19 protein-coding genes are annotated in these 19931 nt (G+C 44.8%); 15 read left to right on the top strand and 4 right to left on the bottom strand.

The features are described from left to right. The first annotated feature begins 503 nt into the window (after positions 1-503). The 3 genes from sugE to FTU03_RS12300 all read left to right on the top strand — a co-directional run bounded on the left by sugE (position 504) and on the right by FTU03_RS12300 (position 2081). Complete coding sequence (sugE, locus tag FTU03_RS12310; protein ID WP_034170625.1) at positions 504-821, top strand: quaternary ammonium compound efflux SMR transporter SugE; 318 nt, start codon at positions 504-506, stop codon at positions 819-821. Positions 822-890: 69 nt separating this feature from the next. After that, entirely contained in the window at positions 891-1373 is a 483-nt protein-coding gene (locus FTU03_RS12305; protein WP_034170626.1) for a methylated-DNA--[protein]-cysteine S-methyltransferase, read from the top strand. A 33-nt stretch (positions 1374-1406) separates the two neighbouring features. Continuing rightward, positions 1407-2081, top strand: a complete 675-nt coding sequence (locus FTU03_RS12300; protein ID WP_179993137.1) for a nuclease-related domain-containing protein — start codon at positions 1407-1409, stop codon at positions 2079-2081. A gap of 19 nt (positions 2082-2100) precedes the next feature. Here FTU03_RS12300 and FTU03_RS12295 read toward each other — a convergent pair whose 3' ends face one another. The 3 genes from FTU03_RS12295 to paaZ form a co-directional block, all read right to left on the bottom strand. Further along, positions 2101-3036, bottom strand: a complete 936-nt coding sequence (locus FTU03_RS12295) for a tRNA-dihydrouridine synthase (RefSeq protein ID WP_179993136.1) — start codon at positions 3034-3036, stop codon at positions 2101-2103. A 198-nt stretch (positions 3037-3234) separates the two neighbouring features. Further along, positions 3235-4674, bottom strand: coding sequence for an MFS transporter (locus FTU03_RS12290; protein ID WP_004783378.1), 1440 nt, complete (start codon positions 4672-4674; stop codon positions 3235-3237). A gap of 206 nt (positions 4675-4880) precedes the next feature. Further along, positions 4881-6992, bottom strand: coding sequence for a phenylacetic acid degradation bifunctional protein PaaZ (gene paaZ, locus FTU03_RS12285; RefSeq protein WP_179993135.1), 2112 nt, complete (start codon positions 6990-6992; stop codon positions 4881-4883). A gap of 262 nt (positions 6993-7254) precedes the next feature. Between paaZ and paaA the strand changes: the two genes are divergently transcribed. The 11 genes from paaA (at position 7255) to FTU03_RS12230 (ending at position 17366) form a co-directional block, all read left to right on the top strand. Beyond that, positions 7255-8199, top strand: coding sequence for a 1,2-phenylacetyl-CoA epoxidase subunit PaaA (paaA, locus tag FTU03_RS12280; RefSeq protein WP_179993134.1), 945 nt, complete (start codon positions 7255-7257; stop codon positions 8197-8199). A gap of 28 nt (positions 8200-8227) precedes the next feature. Next, a complete protein-coding gene (gene paaB, locus FTU03_RS12275) occupies positions 8228-8515 on the top strand; it encodes a 1,2-phenylacetyl-CoA epoxidase subunit PaaB (RefSeq protein WP_004783374.1) in 288 nt (95 codons plus the stop codon). Positions 8516-8531: 16 nt separating this feature from the next. Continuing rightward, entirely contained in the window at positions 8532-9287 is a 756-nt protein-coding gene (gene paaC, locus FTU03_RS12270; RefSeq protein WP_166136736.1) for a 1,2-phenylacetyl-CoA epoxidase subunit PaaC, read from the top strand. A gap of 28 nt (positions 9288-9315) precedes the next feature. Then, positions 9316-9816, top strand: a complete 501-nt coding sequence (gene paaD, locus FTU03_RS12265; protein WP_179993133.1) for a 1,2-phenylacetyl-CoA epoxidase subunit PaaD — start codon at positions 9316-9318, stop codon at positions 9814-9816. A 65-nt stretch (positions 9817-9881) separates the two neighbouring features. Beyond that, positions 9882-10940: a 1,2-phenylacetyl-CoA epoxidase subunit PaaE gene (gene paaE, locus FTU03_RS12260; protein ID WP_179993132.1), complete on the top strand. Its 1059-nt coding sequence runs from the start codon at positions 9882-9884 to the stop codon at positions 10938-10940. Positions 10941-11004: 64 nt separating this feature from the next. Then, positions 11005-11796, top strand: coding sequence for a 2-(1,2-epoxy-1,2-dihydrophenyl)acetyl-CoA isomerase PaaG (gene paaG, locus FTU03_RS12255; RefSeq protein ID WP_179993131.1), 792 nt, complete (start codon positions 11005-11007; stop codon positions 11794-11796). 442 nt (positions 11797-12238) lie between these two features. After that, positions 12239-13450 (top strand): 3-oxoadipyl-CoA thiolase, encoded by a 1212-nt coding sequence (pcaF, locus tag FTU03_RS12250; protein ID WP_179993130.1) that lies wholly within the window; start codon positions 12239-12241, stop codon positions 13448-13450. Positions 13451-13508: 58 nt separating this feature from the next. After that, a complete protein-coding gene (gene paaK, locus FTU03_RS12245; RefSeq protein WP_179993129.1) occupies positions 13509-14801 on the top strand; it encodes a phenylacetate--CoA ligase PaaK in 1293 nt (430 codons plus the stop codon). A 60-nt stretch (positions 14802-14861) separates the two neighbouring features. Continuing rightward, the gene (paaX, locus tag FTU03_RS12240) at positions 14862-15803 is read left to right on the top strand and encodes a phenylacetic acid degradation operon negative regulatory protein PaaX (RefSeq protein ID WP_159123525.1); all 942 of its coding nucleotides are present in this window, start codon (positions 14862-14864) and stop codon (positions 15801-15803) included. Between the two features lie 42 nt (positions 15804-15845). Continuing rightward, complete coding sequence (locus tag FTU03_RS12235) at positions 15846-16445, top strand: gamma carbonic anhydrase family protein (RefSeq protein ID WP_179993128.1); 600 nt, start codon at positions 15846-15848, stop codon at positions 16443-16445. Between the two features lie 141 nt (positions 16446-16586). Beyond that, complete coding sequence (locus tag FTU03_RS12230; RefSeq protein ID WP_179993127.1) at positions 16587-17366, top strand: class I SAM-dependent methyltransferase; 780 nt, start codon at positions 16587-16589, stop codon at positions 17364-17366. A gap of 55 nt (positions 17367-17421) precedes the next feature. Here the strand turns inward: FTU03_RS12230 and FTU03_RS12225 are convergent, their stop codons facing one another. After that, entirely contained in the window at positions 17422-18231 is an 810-nt protein-coding gene (locus FTU03_RS12225; RefSeq protein ID WP_004783358.1) for an inner membrane protein YpjD, read from the bottom strand. A gap of 138 nt (positions 18232-18369) precedes the next feature. Between FTU03_RS12225 and ffh the strand changes: the two genes are divergently transcribed. Continuing rightward, positions 18370-19776 carry a signal recognition particle protein gene (gene ffh / locus FTU03_RS12220; RefSeq protein ID WP_004783356.1) on the top strand — a complete coding sequence of 469 codons (1407 nt, stop codon included), beginning with the start codon at positions 18370-18372 and terminating at the stop codon, positions 19774-19776. Positions 19777-19931 lie beyond the last annotated feature (155 nt).

The following is a 19931-nucleotide window of genomic DNA, read 5'->3' as shown; positions in this document are numbered from 1 at the left end:
ATCTTAGACAAAATTTGTATAAAAAGAACTCAATTGGAGTTCTTTTTACATATGTCAGCCCTTGATTTTAGTGGTCGTTTATTCATCAAAGGTTAATAATCAAGCCAAACAAAAAGTGATCAATAGGTCTTAGTTTTGTGTTTCATTGTGTAAGATCTCCACGCTATTTTTAAATTTAATTCATGTGCATAACTTAATAATATGGACTTATTCCTTGTTTGTTTTTCTTACTCAAGTCTCTGTAATGCCATAACACGATGTCCCATGTTGGCGTTCCTTAAGATAGGCTGAAATCTTCAAGTTGTCCTGAGCATTTGAGTAAGACATGGTTAAGTTAATTCTCATTCAGTCAAATTTTGTAAACGGCAGTTTGGTTTTGTCATCTGTTTTATAAGATGTTTATTTTTTTAGGGGGAACGACCTCCCTTGTTGATTAAATTTATAAAATTCAACAAGAAAAATCGTCAGGACGGCCTGACTCTGTTAATTAGGAGGAGGGCAATATGGCCTGGATTATACTTGTATTCGCTGGACTATTTGAGATTGTCTGGGCCTATTCCATGAAGCTCTCAGAGGGTTTTACTAAACTCACACCGAGTATTTTTACGATTGTTTTTATGGTGCTCAGTTTTGTATTACTGGCCTATGCCATGCGTACTTTGCCTCTAGGAACTGCCTATACCATCTGGACGGGCATTGGCGCAGTCGGCTCATTTCTGGTCGGTGTTATAGTTTTAGGTGAACCTGCTTCTGCTATGCGTATGCTGGCTGCGGTGCTGATTATTTCCGGACTTGTTTTGATGAAATTATCCTCCTCCTAAGAGCTGTTGAGCAGTTCTGATTTCGAGTAAAATAAAAACTGCCAAGCTTGATTCTGTAGGAGTAGGGCCATGCAACTCAGTTATATTTATATGGACTCGCCTGTAGGACAGTTGCAGCTGGTCGCCAATGAAACGGCACTGGTAGCTGTACTCTGGGATTGTGAAAAACCTAATCGGGTCAGGTTGGCAACTCTGGTTGAAGATCCACAGCATCCTGTATTGATAGAAGCTCGGCGTCAGCTTCAGGAATATTTTGCCGGTCAGCGCAATGTTTTTGAGTTGCCTTTGGACTTTGCTGGTACAGATTTCCAGAAAAAAGTCTGGCAGGCTTTGCTGAATATTCCTTATGGACAGACCCGAAGCTATCGGGAAATCGCTGAACAGGTCGGTAATGTTAAAGCAGTACGCGCCGTGGGTGCTGCCAATGGTAAAAACCCGATCTCGATTATTGCACCTTGTCATCGGGTGATTGGCAGTAGCGGTAAGCTGGTAGGCTTTGCGGGTGGTCTGGATAAAAAAGAAATTCTGTTAAATATTGAGCGAACCCATTAAGATCAAAATCATAAAATTAATGAAAATTAAAATATGGATCAGTTCGCAACACAAATCTTAGGCCAACTCTGGTCCAGTTTATGGTGGGTTCTTCTACTTTTTATTGGTTTAATCGTTTTTAAGTTATTTAAACCATTTATAAAAGGAAAGATGGGAGAGTTCGCTGTTACCACGCATGTCAAACTTTATCTGAAAGACCTTGAGTATCGGTTATTAAACGATTTGACTCTTTCGGATGGAGAAGGAAGCACAACACAAATTGATCATCTCTTATTAAGTCCTTATGGCCTGTTTGTGATTGAAACCAAGAACTATAAAGGCTGGATCTTTGGTAGCGAGCGACAAAAAACCTGGACGCAAAAACTTTATAAAAATAGCTATAAATTTCAAAATCCGATTCATCAGAATTATAAGCACATCAAAGTTCTGGAGCAGTTGCTGGCTGATATTATCGAGCCAGACCAGCTGCATTCTGTGATTGTATTTATGCCAGATGCGGTATTCAAAACCCCAATGCCGAATTATGTATTTCGGGGTGCAGGTTGGACAGATTATGTAAAAAGCTTTAATCAGCGAGTTATTTCTGATACCAAGATTAAACGTATCCAGATTCGATTGGAGAAGGAAGTACTAGAAAAATCCTGGAAAACCAACCGTGAACATGTTGCAAATTTAAACAGGCGAGAATCCGAACAAAAAAGCCTTTGAATCATTCAAAGGCTTTTTCTTAATTTTTCGAGGCTTTTAGCTTTTCAGTAATTTCAACCAGCTGTTTAATCCGTTTGACCTCATCCCAAAGTGTTTTGGCCTCAGGATAATGCTTGGACATCATCCCCAGCCATTGTTTGTAACGGCCGACCATATTCATTTCCTTTTTATAGGAACCATTCAGGAAACGGATTTGCAGTTCCAGTAGTTCATTCCAGGTGATAAGCGGCTCATCAGAATTCTGGCGAATACATTGGGTCAGATCAGGTGTAGTGACCGCACCACGGCCAATCATCAAGTCTTCACAGCCTGATTCTAGCTGACATTGCTTGGCATCGGCATTGGTCCAGATTTCACCATTGGCAATCACATTGATCTTTAAGGCTTCACGGATCGGTTGCAGTTGGTCCCAGAAGGCTGGCGGAGTATAGCCATCGGCCTTGGTCCGCGCGTGGACGGTGACCCAGGCCGCTCCAGCATCTTCAATGGCATGGGCATTTTCCATCATGAAGTTGCGATCCATATAACCCAGACGCATTTTCGCCGAAACCGGGATATGTGTGGGCACTGCATCACGAACAGCTTTGACCAATTCATAAACGACTTCAGGTTCATCTAGCAGCACTGAACCACCACGGTGACGATTCACGGTTTTGGCTGGACAGCCAAAATTCATATCAATCACAGGAGCACCCATGGCAGCGACTTTCACTGCATTGGCTGCCAGCATTTCCGGATTATTTCCCAGAAACTGTACATGCACCGGCGTACCGGCAGCAGTTTTGCCCTCATTTAACAGTTCAGGGCAGTAGGTGTGATAGATATGATCTGGCAGCACCGAATCCGTGACACGAATAAACTCGGTTACACACCAGTCGAAGCTCCCGACGGATGTCAGTACATCGCGCATAATCGGGTCAGTTAAGCCTTCCATGGGTGCAAGAACAAGTTTCAATGGTCAACACCTGTTAATTCGAAAAACGGTGTTATACGGCTTTTTGGTGGGAATGTCCAGGCAGTTTAATTTTCATATGAATTGCAGAAAAAGATTGAGTGTGAATGAGTATCTATTGATCTTTTGCTATCGAAATAAAAAAACCTTAAATCGACTGATTTAAGGTTTGGATTTAAATCTTAAAAATCTAATATTGTCTTAATCGATTAGTTTTTCGACTTTCATACTTTCACGATAATACTGACAGCCTTTATACAGCAGGAATACACCGATTACACCAGCTACAGCATTGACGATAGAAATCGAATTACCCACCATTAAGGTATTTTCATAATATCGGTCTGTAATCAGCGCCACAGCAGTTGTACCCACACCGAGTGCAATCAGGTTAGAAATCAACAGGAATTTGGCTGATACCTGAGAGCGCAACTGGTTCGGTGTCAGCATCTGGGTAGCAGCGGCTGATGCTGGAATCGGGAAGGTGGAGAAGAACATGGCGACAAAGATCAGTGCGAATGAAAGCTGCATATTGTCGACTTGGGTAAACAGCACGCTTGGAATGATCAGGGCAGCACAGCCAATTGCACCGGCACGGATTGCTGCATCGCTATAGCCACGTTTAGAAAAGAAGTCGATGAGCCAGCCACAGAATAGGGCGCCTGAAGTATTTGCGACAAGAATAATACTTCCAAGGATATATCCGGTCTGGCTTGCATCCAGGCCAAAGTGACGCATGTAGTAGGCCGGTGCCCAGCCGAGCAGGGAATACAGCATCATAGTATAGAAAGAGAAGCCAATAAAATGACAGAAGAAAGTCTTTTTATGGGTTTTAATAAAACCGATGGAATTCTTAAAAGATGCTTTAACGGCGACACCATTCGCATCCATTTTGAGGCCTTTACGCTCGGGTTCCCGTACGGTCAAAATCATGAGCAGCGCCAGCAATACACCCGGTAAACCGACAATCATAAAGGTCAGTTGCCAAGTCTTGATCTCACCAATTACCGGTAAAGTAACGAAACTAACATCCTTGAGCAGACCGATGACATAACCGCCGATCAGGAAAGCCAGTCCTGAACCGATAAAAGCACCAATGGCATAAACACCCAGCGCACGGCCTAGTTTATGTTTAGGAAACAGATCCGCCACGATTGAGTAAAAAGCAGGAGATAGGGCTGCTTCACCTGCACCGACACTGAGGCGAGCCAGGAACATCTGGATAAAGTTTTTACTGAGGCCACAGGCTGCAGTGGCCAGACTCCAGAAAGCGATCCCAACCGAAATAATTTTCACACGTGATTTCTTGTCGGCCAGTGCGGCGATCGGTACGCCCATAAAGGCATAAAACAGCGAAAAGGCCAGCCCCTGCAATAGGCTGAACTGGGTATCACTGAGCATCAAGTCGGCCTTAATCGGCTCAATCATCAAGGATAAAATCTGGCGGTCTACAAAAGACAAAATATAGGCCACCATACAAATGATCACCACATACCATTGATAGCTGCTACGTTCCGGAGTTGCTGGTGGAATTTCTGTAGCCACCTGTTCAGGGATAGGCGTAGTAATTTTTAGATGAGAATCGAGTGGTTGGACGTCATTGTCAACCTTGTCTATGACCAATGTTTTTTCATTCATCATGCAACATCCTGTGCAAGTTATAGTGATTGGTTTATTTGATACAAATTTAATTATTTTTATTTTTAATGTGTATCAATTAATCTAATCTAGGAGTAATTTGCACAGCCGTCAATATGTCTGGGTTAAAAAGATACAATTATTTTTAAATCAATAAAAAAGGGAATCAAATAGATTCCCTTCTTACTTTAAGTGTTTGAAAATATTTGTTAAGCAGCTTTTTCCACGAGAGTCAGGATGTCATAGGTCGCGACCAGTTCATTGCGCTGGTTTTTCACCTTGATGTCCCAGACCACGACACCATGCGGTCTCTGCTCATCACGCAGCGGTTTTGGGGTTTTCTGCTTGCAGGTCAGTTCTACCTGAATGGTATCACCAATTTTCACCGGTTCTACGAAGCGCAGGTTGTCCATGCCATAGTTGGCAATAACTGGACCTGGAGCAGCATCAACAAACAAGCCGGCAGCGGCAGAAACAATGAAGTAACCATGTGCGACGCGTTCACCGAACAAGGATTCCGCAGCCGCAATCTTATCCATATGTGCATAGAAGTAATCTCCACTTAAACCACCAAAGTTGACAATATCAGCTTCAGTAATGGTACGGCGTGCAGTCAGCAGGCGCTCACCAATCCGCAGTTCATCAAAAGATTTCTTGAATGGGTGTACGCGGTCTTCAAACACCTCAGCACCTGCGGTCCAGCTATGACCGACTTGAGTCAGCGCATTTGGTGAGCCTTGAATAGCAGTACGCTGCATATAATGTTTCACTGCACGCAGGCCGCCGAGTTCCTCACCACCGCCAGCACGACCTGGACCACCATGTACCAACAATGGCAGTGGTGAACCATGACCGGTACTTTCCTTAGCGCTCTCACGGTCCAGAATATGCACACGACCATGCCAAGGCGCGATCTTGCTGAGTAGCTGTTCAATATTTTCATCATGGTTACGCACAATTGAAGCAACCAGACTGCCTTCACCACGAGCCACTAATGCTGCCAGTTGTGGCAGGTCACTATACGGCATCAATGTAACAACTGGACCAAAGGCTTCGATGTTGTGAATCTGCTGGGCCTGAACCGGATCTTTACATAACAGTACTGTTGGCGGATAGAAAGCCGATTTTTCTGGATGTGCGACCTGAATGCTAAAATCCTGGCGCAGATGGCTACCCATGATGATTTCTGCTTCCTGTGCTAGCTGTTCTACCTTGGCAGCAACATCATGCTTCTGTTTAACGCTGGCCAGAGCTCCCATGGTTACGCCATCCTTTGCAGGATCACCGATGACCACTTTCTGTAGTTTTTCAGTCAGGCGTTGCTGTACGGTATCGAGCAATGCTGCTGGCACAAAGGCACGGCGTATTGCAGTACATTTTTGTCCGGCCTTGGTTGTCATTTCACGGAAGACTTCACGCACAAACAGGTCAATGGTTTCATCGTTGGCTTGCTGGGTCAGGATGGCGCTGTTCACCGAATCGGCTTCCATGCTGAATGGAATGGAGTGGGCATTCAGGTGTGGATGCGCACGCAGTTTCTGGCCGGTAGCAGCCGAACCTGTGAAGGTAACGGTATCCTGTGCATTCAGGTGATCAAACAGGTCGTAAGTCTGCCCGCAGATCAGCTGCAGAGCACCTTCTGGCAGTAAATTACTGGCTAAAATGTCTTTAACGACTGTATGTGTCAGTTCTGCACCTTCTGTTGCTGGCTTGACAATACAAGGTACGCCGGCTAGTAGAGTAGGTGCAATTTTTTCCAGCATGCCCCAGATCGGGAAGTTAAAGGCATTAATATGCACTGCTACACCAGCTTTCGGGCTCAGAATATGTTTGGCACCAAAGCTGCCCTGTTTGGATAATGGAATCCAGGCATCTTCAACCAGTGCCGTTTCATCGCTGAGTTCACGGCGAACCAGACTTGAATAGGCAAACAGAGTGCCGATCCCACCTTCAATATCAATCCAGGCATCTTTGCGGGTACAGCCGGTTGCGGCTGCCAGGCGGTAATAATCTTCCTTACGTTCCAGTAAATATTGTGCCACCTGTTTCAGAGCATTAGCACGCTGGTGGAAAGTCCAGTGGGCAATGGCTGCACCCTTCTGTTTGGCATATTGCACCACATTATGCATGTCGATACCGTGACTGCTGACCTGATAAATCGCTTCACCGCTAATAGCGTGATAAACCGTACGCAAGTCATTTTGTGCGCTATGTTCACCACCTAAAACCAGTGAACTCAATACTTTAACTTTAGCTGAGTAATTCGCCTGTGTGTCGTCCTGAAGATCCGTGCTCTGGGTAGTGCTGTCCAGTTCCAACATTGTATAACTCCATTTATGATACGTTATTGAGTTTATTTTTACTTTTGATGTTTCATAAATTGCAATCAAAAAGCTTAAATGTCAATCATAATCCGCAAACAAAAAAGTAATTTTGATGTAATTAAAAAATTAAAAACAATAAATACAATAACTTAATAAAAAATGCTTTTGAAAAATATATGATACTTAAAAAATAGTATTGATTTTATATTTGTATCGTTTTAATTTGAGTGTATCAGCACTTGGGATAAGTGAGACAAACATGAATAAGCAACAACAAACATTCGATCAGAAGATAGAGCAGGACATTTCGATTGAAGCGAAGGACTGGATGCCGGATGCCTATAGAAAGACCCTGATTCGCCAGATTGGTCAGCACGGACATTCAGAAGTGATTGGCATGCTGCCAGAAGGTAACTGGATTACCCGCGCACCGACTTTGAAACGTAAAGCGGTATTGCTGGCTAAAGTACAAGATGAAGCCGGGCATGGCCTGTACCTGTACAGTGCAGCAGAAACGCTTGGTGCAGACCGTGATGACATGATGGAAAAGCTGATTGCTGGCCGCATGAAATACTCATCCATTTTTAACTATCCAACTTTGACCTGGGCAGATGTAGCGGCGATTGGCTGGCTGGTGGATGGGGCGGCAATCGTCAACCAGGTGGCGCTGTGTCGTACTTCTTATGGTCCTTATGCACGTGCCATGGTGCGTATCTGTAAAGAAGAAAGTTTCCATCAGCGTCAAGGTTTTGAAGCCATGATGCAACTGGCAGAAGGTACACCAGAACAGAAACAGATGGCACAGGATGCAGTGAACCGTTTCTGGTGGCCGGCACTGATGATGTTTGGTCCAAGTGATGACAATTCTCCAAACAGTGCACAAAGCATGCAGTGGAAAATCAAATTATTCAGTAATGATGCATTGCGTCAGAAATTTGTCGACAACACCGTGCCGCAAGTATTGCAGCTTGGCCTGACTGTGCCGGACCCAGACCTGAAGTTTAATGAAGAAACAGGCCACTATGAATTTGGTCAGGTGAACTGGGATGAGTTCTTCGATGTGCTGGCAGGTAAAGGTCCATGTAACCATGAACGTATCGAAGCGCGTCGCAAGGCTTGGGAAGACGGCAAATGGGTGCGTGAATCAGCAGCAGTTTATGCCAGCAAGCAACAGCAGCAGTCAGATCAACGAAAAATCGCTTAAGGCAACGGAATAGCACAAGGATATGCAAATGAACAAGAATAACTGGTCTTTATACGAAGTATTTATTCGCAGCAAACAGGGTCTGAGCCACCGTCATGTCGGCAGCCTGCGCGCCCCTGATGATGAAATTGCCCTGCAAAATGCCCGTGACGTCTATACCCGTCGCAATGAAGGTGTAAGTATCTGGGTCGTGAAATCTGAACTGATTACCTCATCTCAACCAGATGAAAAATCGGAGTTTTTTGATCCTTCATTGAACAAGGTCTACCGTCATCCGACCTTCTATCACATTCCAGATGGCATCGAACACATGTAAGGTGGAGGAAAGAGCAATGACGAATCAGGTATTGGCACAATTTTTACTGCATGTTGGCGACAGTCAGCTCATCCTTTCACACCGTCTGGCAGAGTGGTGCGGTCACGCACCGGAGCTGGAGCTGGATATTGCATTGGCAAATATCGGTTTGGACCTGCTGGGTCAGGCACGTACCGCGTTGAGTCTAGCCGGTGAAATTGAAGGGCAAGGTCGTGATGAAGATAAACTGGCCTATTTCCGTACCGAGCGTGAATACCGTAACTTACTGCTATGCGAACAGCCAAATAATGACTTCGGTCAAACTATCGTACGTCAGTGGTTGATGGATCATTACCATGCTTTGCTGTTTGCAGCCCTGAGCAATAGCAGGAATGAAGAGATTTCCTCATTCGCCATCAAGTCGCTGAAAGAAGTGAAATACCATTTGCGTTTTTCAACCTCATGGATGGAACGCCTGAGCTTAGGTACAGCAGAAGCTCATGAAAAAATCCAGAATGGTCTGAATCAGCTATGGCGTTTTACCGAAGAGTTGTTCAGCCTGACTGCAGATGAACGTCAGCTGGTTGATGCTCACCTGATTCCGGATCTGGAACTGCTGAAACCGAAATGGTTGGAAACTATATCTGCTGAGTTGCAACGTTTTGAACTGAGCTTGCCAGAAAGTGGTGCTTACCGTAGTGGCGCCAAGCAGGGACTACATACCGAACATCTGGGTTATGTACTGGCGGAACTGCAATATATGCAGCGCAGCTATCCAGGCATGAACTGGTAAATCCAGCACATCACAGGGAGTGAGTGGCATGAACTTGATTAGACATGTAGAAGATCAATGCTGGGAGGTCCTGGCACAGGTTTCCGATCCGGAAATTCCAGTCCTGTCAGTCCTTGACCTGGGCATGATTCGTGGAGTGGAGATCAACCCACAGGATGAAATCGTGGTTCGATTGACCCCCACTTATAGTGGCTGTCCGGCAACCGATCTGCTCAAGGCGGAAATCACCCAGGCATTTGCAGCACATGAGCTGACGCCGGTCAAAGTCGTGGTCGATCTGTCAGAAGCATGGACCACTGACTGGATGAGTGAGGAAGGTAAACATAAATTGCAGCGATACGGTATTGCTCCACCTAAAGGTGAATCGAATAGCTGCGGCACTCATGTTGCACTCAGTGATGGTATCCAGTGTCCACATTGTCATAGCCACCACACCCGATTACTCAGTGAATTCAGTTCAACCGCTTGCAAGGCGCTGTACAAATGTCAGGAATGCCTGGAGCCGTTTGACTATTTTAAATGTATTTAAGGGCTTAAGCGCACAAGCTATAACAATAAAGCGTGAGATCGCCACAGCTTAAGAAGGATTTTGAAATGAGCCAGTTTATTCCGTTAACCATTAAATCGATTCAGCCTCAGACTGAACAGGCAATTTGCATTGCTTTTGAACTGAGTCCGGAACATGCCGAAAATTTTCAGTATCAGCCGGGCCAACACCTGACCATCCGTCATATGACAGAACAGGAAGAATTGCGCCGTTGCTATTCGATCTGTAGCGATAGTGATGAAGACATGAGTATTGCGATCAAGAAAATTGATCAAGGCCAGTTTTCAACTTGGGCGAATGAAAACCTGAAAGTGGGCGATGTACTGGAAGTAATGCCACCACAAGGTGTGTTTTTCCAGAAAGCGGCCAAGACTGGTGGTAAACATTATCTGGGTTTTGCTGCAGGTAGTGGCATTACACCAATTTTGTCTATTGTCAAAGCAGTGTTGAACCGTCAACAAGATGCCATTTTTACTTTGGTTTATGGTAACCGTTCCTGGAAACAGACTATGTTCTCTGAACAGATTATGGATCTGAAAGACCGTTTTAAAGAGCGTTTGCAACTGATCAATATTTTCTCGCGTGAACTGAATGACAGCGAGATTTTCAATGGTCGTATTGATGCAGAAAAACTGCAGCAGCTGTTCCAGGCAGGCCTGATTCCAGCAGAAACCGATCACTGCTTTGCCTGTGGCCCTGAAGAAATGATGAATGCAGTAGAAACCGTTTTGCCAACCCTTGGGATCGAACGCAGCAAAATTCACACCGAACGCTTTAATACCGGTACTGCACCAAAAGCCTCTGCGCAGCAGATCGAAAGCCGTACCGAGGAAAGGGTCAACATCATTCTGGATGGTCGTGAGCTGATCATTGAAGTGTCCAAACAGGATGACAGCATTCTGGATGCGGCTTTACGTGCTGGTGCAGATCTGCCATATGCCTGCAAGGGCGGGGTATGCGCAACCTGTAAATGTAAGGTGCTGCAAGGTGAAGTGGAAATGGCAATCAACTATAGCCTGGAAGAAGAAGAAATCCAGAAAGGTTATGTGCTGAGCTGTCAGGCGCGTCCAACCACTCGAAATGTTCGTCTCAGTTTCGACGAGTAAAGATTTTAAATTAAGCACCATGCAGATAAATGCATGAACGAAATAGAAACTTAAAAGGTGTGTAATGGATTACCAAACAATTATTGTTGAAGAAAAAAATGCAGTGGGCTACCTGACTTTTAATCGTCCAAAACAGCTCAACAGTTTTAATGAAACCATGCATCAGGAAGTATCTTCTGTCGTAAAACGCTGGGCGCAAGATTCAGCAATTCGCGCAGTGGTGATTTCTGCAGAAGGTCGTGGTTTCTGCGCTGGTCAGGACCTGAACGACCGTGTAGTAGATCCAAATGCTGATGCTCCAGATTTAGGTTTATCCATTGAAAAATACTACAACCCGCTGATTAAACTGATTACTGAAATGCCAAAACCGGTGATCTGTGCCGTAAATGGTGTAGCAGCGGGTGCAGGTGCCAATATTGCTCTGGCTTGTGACATCGTGGTAGCAGCGAAATCTGCTTCATTTATTCAGGCCTTCTGCCGTCTCGGTCTGGTGCCAGATTCAGGGGGTACCTGGTTCCTGCCACGCCTGGTTGGCCGTGCCCAAGCAATGGGTCTGGCGATGCTGGGTGACAAAATCTCGGCTGAACGTGCGCTGCAACTCGGCATGATCTGGCAGGTAGTTGAAGATGATCAGTTAAAGGCAGAAACTGAAAAAATGGCTGAACATCTGGCGACTCAGCCGACTTATGGTCTATCCCTGATCAAGAAAGCGATTCATGCCGCTGCAGACAATAATCTGGATGAGCAACTGATTCTGGAGCGGGATCTGCAACGTCTGGCGGGCCGTTCTAATGATTATCGTGAGGGCGTTCAGGCCTTTATGCAAAAACGCACACCACAATATAAGGGCTGCTAAATCTGCCGGAGATGGATTTGACTCGGCTCAAAGTTGTTGGATTTTTTCCTTTCAGTTATCGCTTAGCAACTTGGTCGAGTTGAATTATTACTGACAGGTATGAATATGATACCTATTTGGTCTGATGGTTAGCTAGGTCCTATGTTATATGTAGTAGTACCCTGATAGTAAATGAAATCTGAAAATATAGATTTATGCACTATTTTTATACTCAAGATGTTGATTTTTGAATTATTTTTTATTTTTTTTATTCAAAAAAATGATTTGGATGAGTAAGTGGAATTTAATATGTCAGGAATTTACAAATATTAAAAAATATGTATCGTATTTTTGGTGAAGAGTGATACAACCTGGTATATATTGAACTAAGCAGACAGCGCTAGGACAGGCGCAACAAGTATCGCCAACAGACTAAGGGATGGCGAGCTAAGGAACAAGAACGATGGAACATGTTTATATTTTTGACGGTATTCGTACCCCAATTGGTCGTTACGCAGGTGGTTTGAGCAGTATTCGTACTGATGACCTTGCTGCTTTACCGATCCAGTATTTAAAACAGCAGCATCCCAACCTGCCATGGGCAGAAGTTGATGAAGTGATTTTAGGCTGTGCTAATCAGGCCGGTGAAGATAATCGTAATGTCGCGCGTATGGCAGCACTTTTAGCGGGCCTGCCGGAAAGTGTACCCGCGATTACTGTAAATCGTCTCTGTGCTTCCGGTCTGGATGCGGTCGGCCTGGCAGCACGTGCAATTAAATCGGGTGAAGCGCAATTTGTAGTGGCCGGTGGGGTAGAATCCATGAGCCGTGCGCCATTTGTACAATCCAAGCCAACCACAGCATTTAGCCGTACTCCGGAAATTTATGACACCACCATTGGCTGGCGATTTATCAATCCAAAATTCAAGGCAGGTTTCGGCGTAGATAGCATGCCGGAAACAGCAGAAAATGTGGCTGAAAAATATCAGATTAATCGTGAAGATCAGGATCTGTTTGCTTATCGTAGCCAGCAAAAAACTGCACAGGCACAGCAGAATGGTATTTTTCAGGCAGAAATCCTGCCAGTGGAAATCAAGGGCGCTAAGGGTTCTACTCGGGTGATTGCTGAAGATGAACATCCACGTGCCGATACTACTTTAGAAAAGTTATCTTCTTTAAAAGCACCATTTCGAAAGGAAGGTGGTTCGGTAACTGCGGGTAATGCGTCTGGTGTCAATGACGGTGCAGCCTGTGTGCTACTGGGTAATAAATATTTCGCAGAACAATATGGACTGAAACCGCTAGTACGGGTGGTAGGAATTGCCAGTGCAGGTGTAGAGCCACGCTATATGGGGATTGGACCAGTACCAGCGATACAGAAAGTATTAAAACAGACAAACTTAAGTCTGGAACAGATGGATGTGATCGAACTGAATGAAGCCTTTGCCGCACAGGCACTTGCAGTGCTACGTGAGCTAGGCCTTCAGGATGATGATCCACGAGTCAATCCAAACGGGGGTGCTATTGCCCTTGGCCATCCACTCGGAATGAGCGGTACACGACTCGTGATTACTGCCATGAAAGAATTACAGCGCAAGCAAGGAAAATATGCCCTTTGTACCATGTGTGTCGGTGTTGGACAGGGTGTCGCACTGATTCTGGAAAATGTGGCTTAAGGACTGAATCAAAAGAGAAATCATCAGCAGTCAGGATGACTGCAGCAGGAGCAAGAATATGAATAACAATGCAATGGAACAGATTGAAACCGCTTCAGTAGATGAATTACGTAGCCTGCAATTGGAACGTATGAAAAAAACACTGCAGCATGCTTATCAGAAAAGTACGGTTTACAAGAAAAAGTTTGATGAAGCCGGTGTCCATCCGGATGACTTAAAATCACTGGAAGACCTGGCAAAATTCCCGTTCACCACCAAGCAGGATCTTCGCGAAAACTATCCATTTGGCATGTTTGCTGTGCCTCAGGAGCAGATTGTCCGTGTACATGCTTCTTCAGGTACTACAGGTCAGCCGACTGTAGTCGGTTATACCCAGAATGACATTAATACTTGGTCAGATGTGGTGGCACGCTCGTTACGTGCAGCAGGACTCAGCAGTAAAGATACGATTCAGGTATCTTATGGTTACGGCCTGTTTACTGGTGGTCTAGGTGCACATTATGGTGTAGAACGTCTGGGCGCTACCGTAATTCCAATGTCAGGTGGCCAGACCGACAAACAGGCACAATTGATTCATGATTTCAAGCCAACAGCTTTAATGGTCACACCATCTTATTGTCTGAACATTATTGAATGTCTGGAGAAAAAATTCGGGACTGCCAAGGATTGTTCCATCAAGACCGGGATCTTTGGCGCAGAGCCATGGACCAATGAAATGCGCCGTGAAATCGAAGAACGTCTGGGTATTGATGCGCTAGATATTTATGGCCTGTCTGAAGTGATGGGGCCGGGTGTGGCGATGGAATGTCTGGAATCCAAAGATGGTCCTACCATCTGGGAAGATCACTTCTATCCTGAAATTATCCATCCGGAAACCGGTGAAGTATTACCTGATGGTGAGCTGGGTGAACTGGTATTTACCACCATCACCAAAGAAGGTATGCCGGTGATTCGTTACCGTACCCGTGATCTGACACGCTTATTGCCAGGTACAGCACGTACCATGCGTCGTATGGATAAGATTGTCGGTCGCAGTGATGACATGATGATTATTCGTGGTGTGAATGTGTTCCCATCACAAATTGAAGAGCAAATCCTGCATATTCCGCAGCTTATTCCAAATTATCAGATTCAGATTTGTAAACAGGGTCACCTGGATACATTGCATATTCGTACCGAAATGCGTAAAGATAATGCTATAAATATGACACACCAATTGGCAAATCAGCTGAAAGTACAAATCAAGACCATGGTCGGGATTAGTGTCAGTGTGGAAGTTTTACCGGAAGGTAGCTTGCCACGTTCTGAAGGTAAGGCTCAGCGGGTGTTTGATATCCGAAAGTCCGCTTAAATACATCTGGATGACAGGCTCAGGTCTGTCATCCGGCTTTGACAAGGTAAATTGAACATAATGAATCCGAAATTAAAACAAGTAATTGATGATTTCATTCAGAATGAGACCCTCAGTGGAACCTCATTGGTAATGACGATTTTTGGTGACAGTATTTATCACCGCGGGGGAGTCATTAGTCTTGCCAGCCTGATTCAGCTGATGGATGTATTCGGCTTCAATGAGCGTTCTGTGCGTACCGCCGTATTCCGTCTGGTACAAAATGGCTGGCTGAGTTCTGAAAAAATTGGCCGCACCAGTTATTACCGGATTACCGAAAGCAGCCGTCAGCGTTTTATTACCGCAGACCAGAAAATTTACAGCTTCCAACATAATGAATGGGACCAGAAATGGGATCTGGTTCTACTCAGTTCAGTTGAACTGGAAAATAAACAGACACTGAAAAAAGAACTGGAATGGTTAGGCTTTGCCAATATCGCGACCAATGTCATGGCCTATCCGGGGTGTGATCAGCAGAAACTGCAAAACCTGTTACTGAATAACAAGATGACTGATCAAGTCGTAGTGTTTCGTGCTGAAACTTTACAGCTTTGGCAGGAATCTTATCCAACCATTAAACGCATGGTCGAAACCAATTGGCCAATCCCGGAACTGCATCAGCGTTATGAAAAATTTATTAGCGATTTCCGCGAGTTTTTCTATCTGGTGGAAAATGAAGAGGAACTGGATCCAGTACAAGCCTTTCAGATTCGTATTCTGCTGATCCATCAATATCGCCGTATTTTACTGAAAGACCCGAATCTGCCATTTGAACTGTTACCAACAGACTGGTTGTCACTGATTGCACGTAACTTAAGTACCAATCTATATCAGGCAGTATTTGCAGCAGGAGATGAGTTTTTCCTAGAGACTGCCCGGACCGCGGAAGGCCTTATGCCACCTGCACATCCACAATTTTATAAACGTTTTGGTGGCTTAAAGCAGCCGGAATTGACTTTTTAATATTTTAAAAAATCATGAATGTAATAGCTCAAGGAGGAGTCTATGCCATGTTATGCGATTGATGGGGTGATTCCTGTCGTCAGCCCTGAAGCTTATATCCATCCTACGGCTGTGCTGATCGGTGATGTGATCATTGAAGCCGGAGTTTATATTGGTCCGTTCGCTTCGCTGCGGGCCGATTTTGGCCGGATTCATATCCAGAAAAATGCCAATGTCCAAGACTCCTGTACCATCCATGGATTTCCGGACAGTGTGACCTTGGTTGAAGAATATGGCCATGTCGGTCATGGTGCCATTCTGCATGGCTGCGTGGTACGAAAAAATGCCCTGATCGGTATGAATAGTGTGATTCTGGATGAGGCCGAAATCGGGGAGAATGTCATTGTTGGGGCCAACAGTACAGTCAAGGCTAAATTCAAAGTACCAGCAAATAATCTGGTACTTGGCAGTCCGGCGAAAGTAGTTCGTCCCTTAGAGGAAAAAGAAATTGCCTGGAAAAGCCATGGCACCGAGCAATATATCCAGCTCACTGCACGTTGCTTGAATACCATGCAGGAAGTAAAAGCTTTAACCGAAAATTCCGCAGAGCGACGTAGTTATCAGAACTTTAAAGCGGATTATCAAATCAAGCAAAATAGTTAAACTAGCTGATGTTTAAAAAATTTAGATAATTTAAATACGCTAATTTTTTAGTTTTAAAAATTATTGGAAATGAAACCAAATTACTATTGTCGCCTTTCTGGATCGAGTTAAGCTGTTAGAAAACAGGTCAGGAAAGTGCAGATGGAAAGGCGGGAATTTAAAGACCATTTCTCCCAGCAGTCCCAAGATTATGCCTTGTTTCGCCCGCATTATCCGGACACTTTGGGGAAGATGCTGGCAGAGCTATCAACGAGTACCAAATTGGCTTTAGACGTCGGCTGTGGCTCAGGACAGTTTTCAGAGGTTTTGGCGCATTATTTTGATCAGATCATTGCCATTGATGCGAGTAGCGAACAAATCGCACAGGCCAAACCTCATCCGAAAATTCAATATCATCAGGCCTTAGCCGAAGAAATCCCATGTGTTGACCAGAGTGTAGATCTGATTTCAGTCGCACAAGCTGCCCATTGGCTGGATCTGGACAAGTTCTATGCGGAAGTTCGCCGTATTGCAAAATCCAATGCCATTCTGGCTCTTATTAGTTATGGGGTATTCAGCATTGATGAAGAACATCTGAATCATTATTTCAGACATTTTTATGAAGTGACGATCGCACCCTATTGGGCACCTGAACGTCGCCATGTCGATGAAGGATACAAAAATCTGCCATTTCCATTTCAGGAAATTTCTGTACAGCCGCCGGTATTACAAGTCGAGTGGAACTTTTACCAACTGATAGGCTATATGAGTACCTGGTCAGCCGTAAAAGCAGCCACCCAGGCACTCGGACATAATCCGCTGAATGTACTGGCAGATGCCTTATTGCCAGAATGGGAAGATCCAGAATTGCCCCGGGTGGTGAGTTGGCCGCTATCGCTACGAGTGGGAAGGATAAATCCAGATCAAGAAAAGGATAATTAAATAAAAAGCCCAGTCTTAGCTGGGCTTTAAAAATATAAAGTAGAGGTAAATCAATTTATTTGTTTAACAGCATTTCCAGCACAAATTTGGAACCGATAAAGCCGAGCGCCAGCAGGCCAAACCCAAGCAGGGTAAAGCGCACTGCTTTCTGACCACGCCAGCCAAATTTCCAGTGGCCGATCAGTAATGCACCATAAACCAGCCAGGACACAATACTAAAGGCAGTCTTATGGGCCAGATGCTGGGCAAAGAAATTATCGATGGTAAAGAAGCCAAAACCCAATGCCAGTGTCAGTAAAATGAAACCGGTCATCAGCATATCGAACAATAAAGATTCCATATCCTGATAGGAGGGCAACAGATTCACCCAAACCCGACGTTTCTGTTTTTTCTTCAGTTCACGATCCTGAAACCGCAAAATGACGGCCTGAATCGTCGCCATCAATAACACAGCATAAGCGGATAGGGACAAGATAATATGAATATCCAGGCCTAGAGAATTCTGTGCAATGACTTTCGCTGGCTGGGTGAAACTGAAACCGAGAATTAGGCCGGTTGCAGCGACGGGGATACCAATCAGGTTTAAAGCAATAATCGGCCGATAGGTACTGTAAATGATACTTAGCAGCAGCATTAGCCCTGACGTAAAGGAAAGTAAGGCAAATACATCATAATTCATCCCCATCGGGGTATACATGTCACCTGATAAAACCAAAGCATGCAGTACCAGTCCAACTAAAGCTGTTAAGCCGACAAACCATTGATTTGGAGTACGTTTAGTCATTAAATGAATGAACAGATACCAAAAAGAGGAGGTATAAGCGATTAATGCTAAGATCGTGTAAACCAAGGGTAGGCTAAGCATGTCAAACCTTTTTAAGGGTGATGAATATTCATTTATATAAATTCAGTGCGAACTACAGTATCCTATAGCATTCTATGCATAAATTTTCTATTTTAAGAAACAATTTTTTGCTACTGGCTATTTTAAGCGGATTTTGCAATGTTTGATACCTTAACAGAACGACTCACGCAGAGTTTAAGAAATGTTACTGGCTCAGGGCAGCTAACCGAAGACAATATTAAAGATACGTTACGTGAAGTACGTATGGCACTTCTTGAAGCCGACGTTGCGTTACCTGTAACTCGTGAATTTATCGCGAAAGTTAAGGAAGAAGCATTAGGCCAGGAAGTGATGACTCAGTTATCACCAGGGCAAGCCTTCGTCAAAATCGTCTATGACGAATTGACCAAAATGATGGGCGAGGCTAATGAAAGCCTTGACCTTGCAGCAAAACCACCGGTGGTGGTACTGCTTGCCGGTTTGCAGGGTGCGGGTAAAACCACGACTGCAGCCAAACTTGCGCGCTTCCTGCAAGAGCGTCAAAAGAAAAAAGTAGCTATGGTGTCTGCCGACGTTTATCGTCCGGCTGCGATCAAGCAGCTACAGACGGTGGCTGGCGAAGTTGGCGCGATTTTCCTTGAATCGAGTGCTACTGAAAAACCAATCAGTATCGTTAATCGTGCAATTGAACAGGCAAAAATCCAGTTTGCCGATGTACTGATTGTCGATACCGCAGGTCGTCTGCATATCGATGACGATATGATGGAAGAGATTAAAGAGCTGCATGCAGCGATTAATCCGACTGAAACCCTGTTCGTGGTCGATGCCATGACCGGTCAGGATGCGGCAAATACGGCCAAAGCATTTAACGATGCGCTTCCTTTGACAGGTGTGATCCTGACTAAAACTGATGGTGATGCGCGCGGTGGTGCAGCACTGTCTGTTCGTGCGATTACTGGCAAGCCAATCAAGTTCCTCGGTATGGGCGAAAAACTGGATGCGCTTGAGCCATTCCATCCGGAACGTGTGGCACAGCGTATTCTGGGCATGGGTGACGTGCTTTCTTTGGTCGAAGAAGTTGAACGCAAAATCGACAAAGAAAAAGCCGAGAAAATGGCGAAGAAATTGCAGAAAGGCGGTAGCTTCAACTTTGAAGATATGCTGATGCAATTCGAGCAGATGAACAAGATGGGCGGCATGATGGGCTTCCTGGACAAACTTCCAGGCATGAGCAATTCTGGTATTCAAGATGCGATTGCGCAGGCGAATCCTGAAAAGCAAGTGAAGAAAATGGAAGCGATTATCCAGTCGATGACCATCAAGGAACGTCGTAACCCTGACCTGATGAATCCAAGCCGTAAAAAGCGTATTGCAGCAGGTTGCGGTATGGAAGTCTCAGAAGTCAACAAGCTGATTAAACAGCATGCGCAAATGGCGAAGATGATGAAGAAATTTGCTAATCCGTCGGGTATGGCAAAAATGATGAAATCACTGAGCGGTCTGCAAAAACAGTTTGGCGGTGGCGGTGGTATGGGCCCACTGTTCGGCGGCAACGACAAAAAATAACTGTTTTAAATAAAAAAGGCGCGTACAGCGCACTGCTGTCCCATAGTTTGCTTTAAATAAAAAAACCTGAGTCCTAACAGTTAAAATATGAGTGCAAACAAACACTTTAACGACCAGGATTCAGGTTTTGTCACATCAGAATACCGTATTTCATG

Origin of the sequence: Acinetobacter sp. YH12046, assembly GCF_013419905.1 — a bacterium.
GTDB lineage: Bacteria > Pseudomonadota > Gammaproteobacteria > Pseudomonadales > Moraxellaceae > Acinetobacter.
This window is presented reverse-complemented; position numbering and strand designations above follow the sequence as displayed.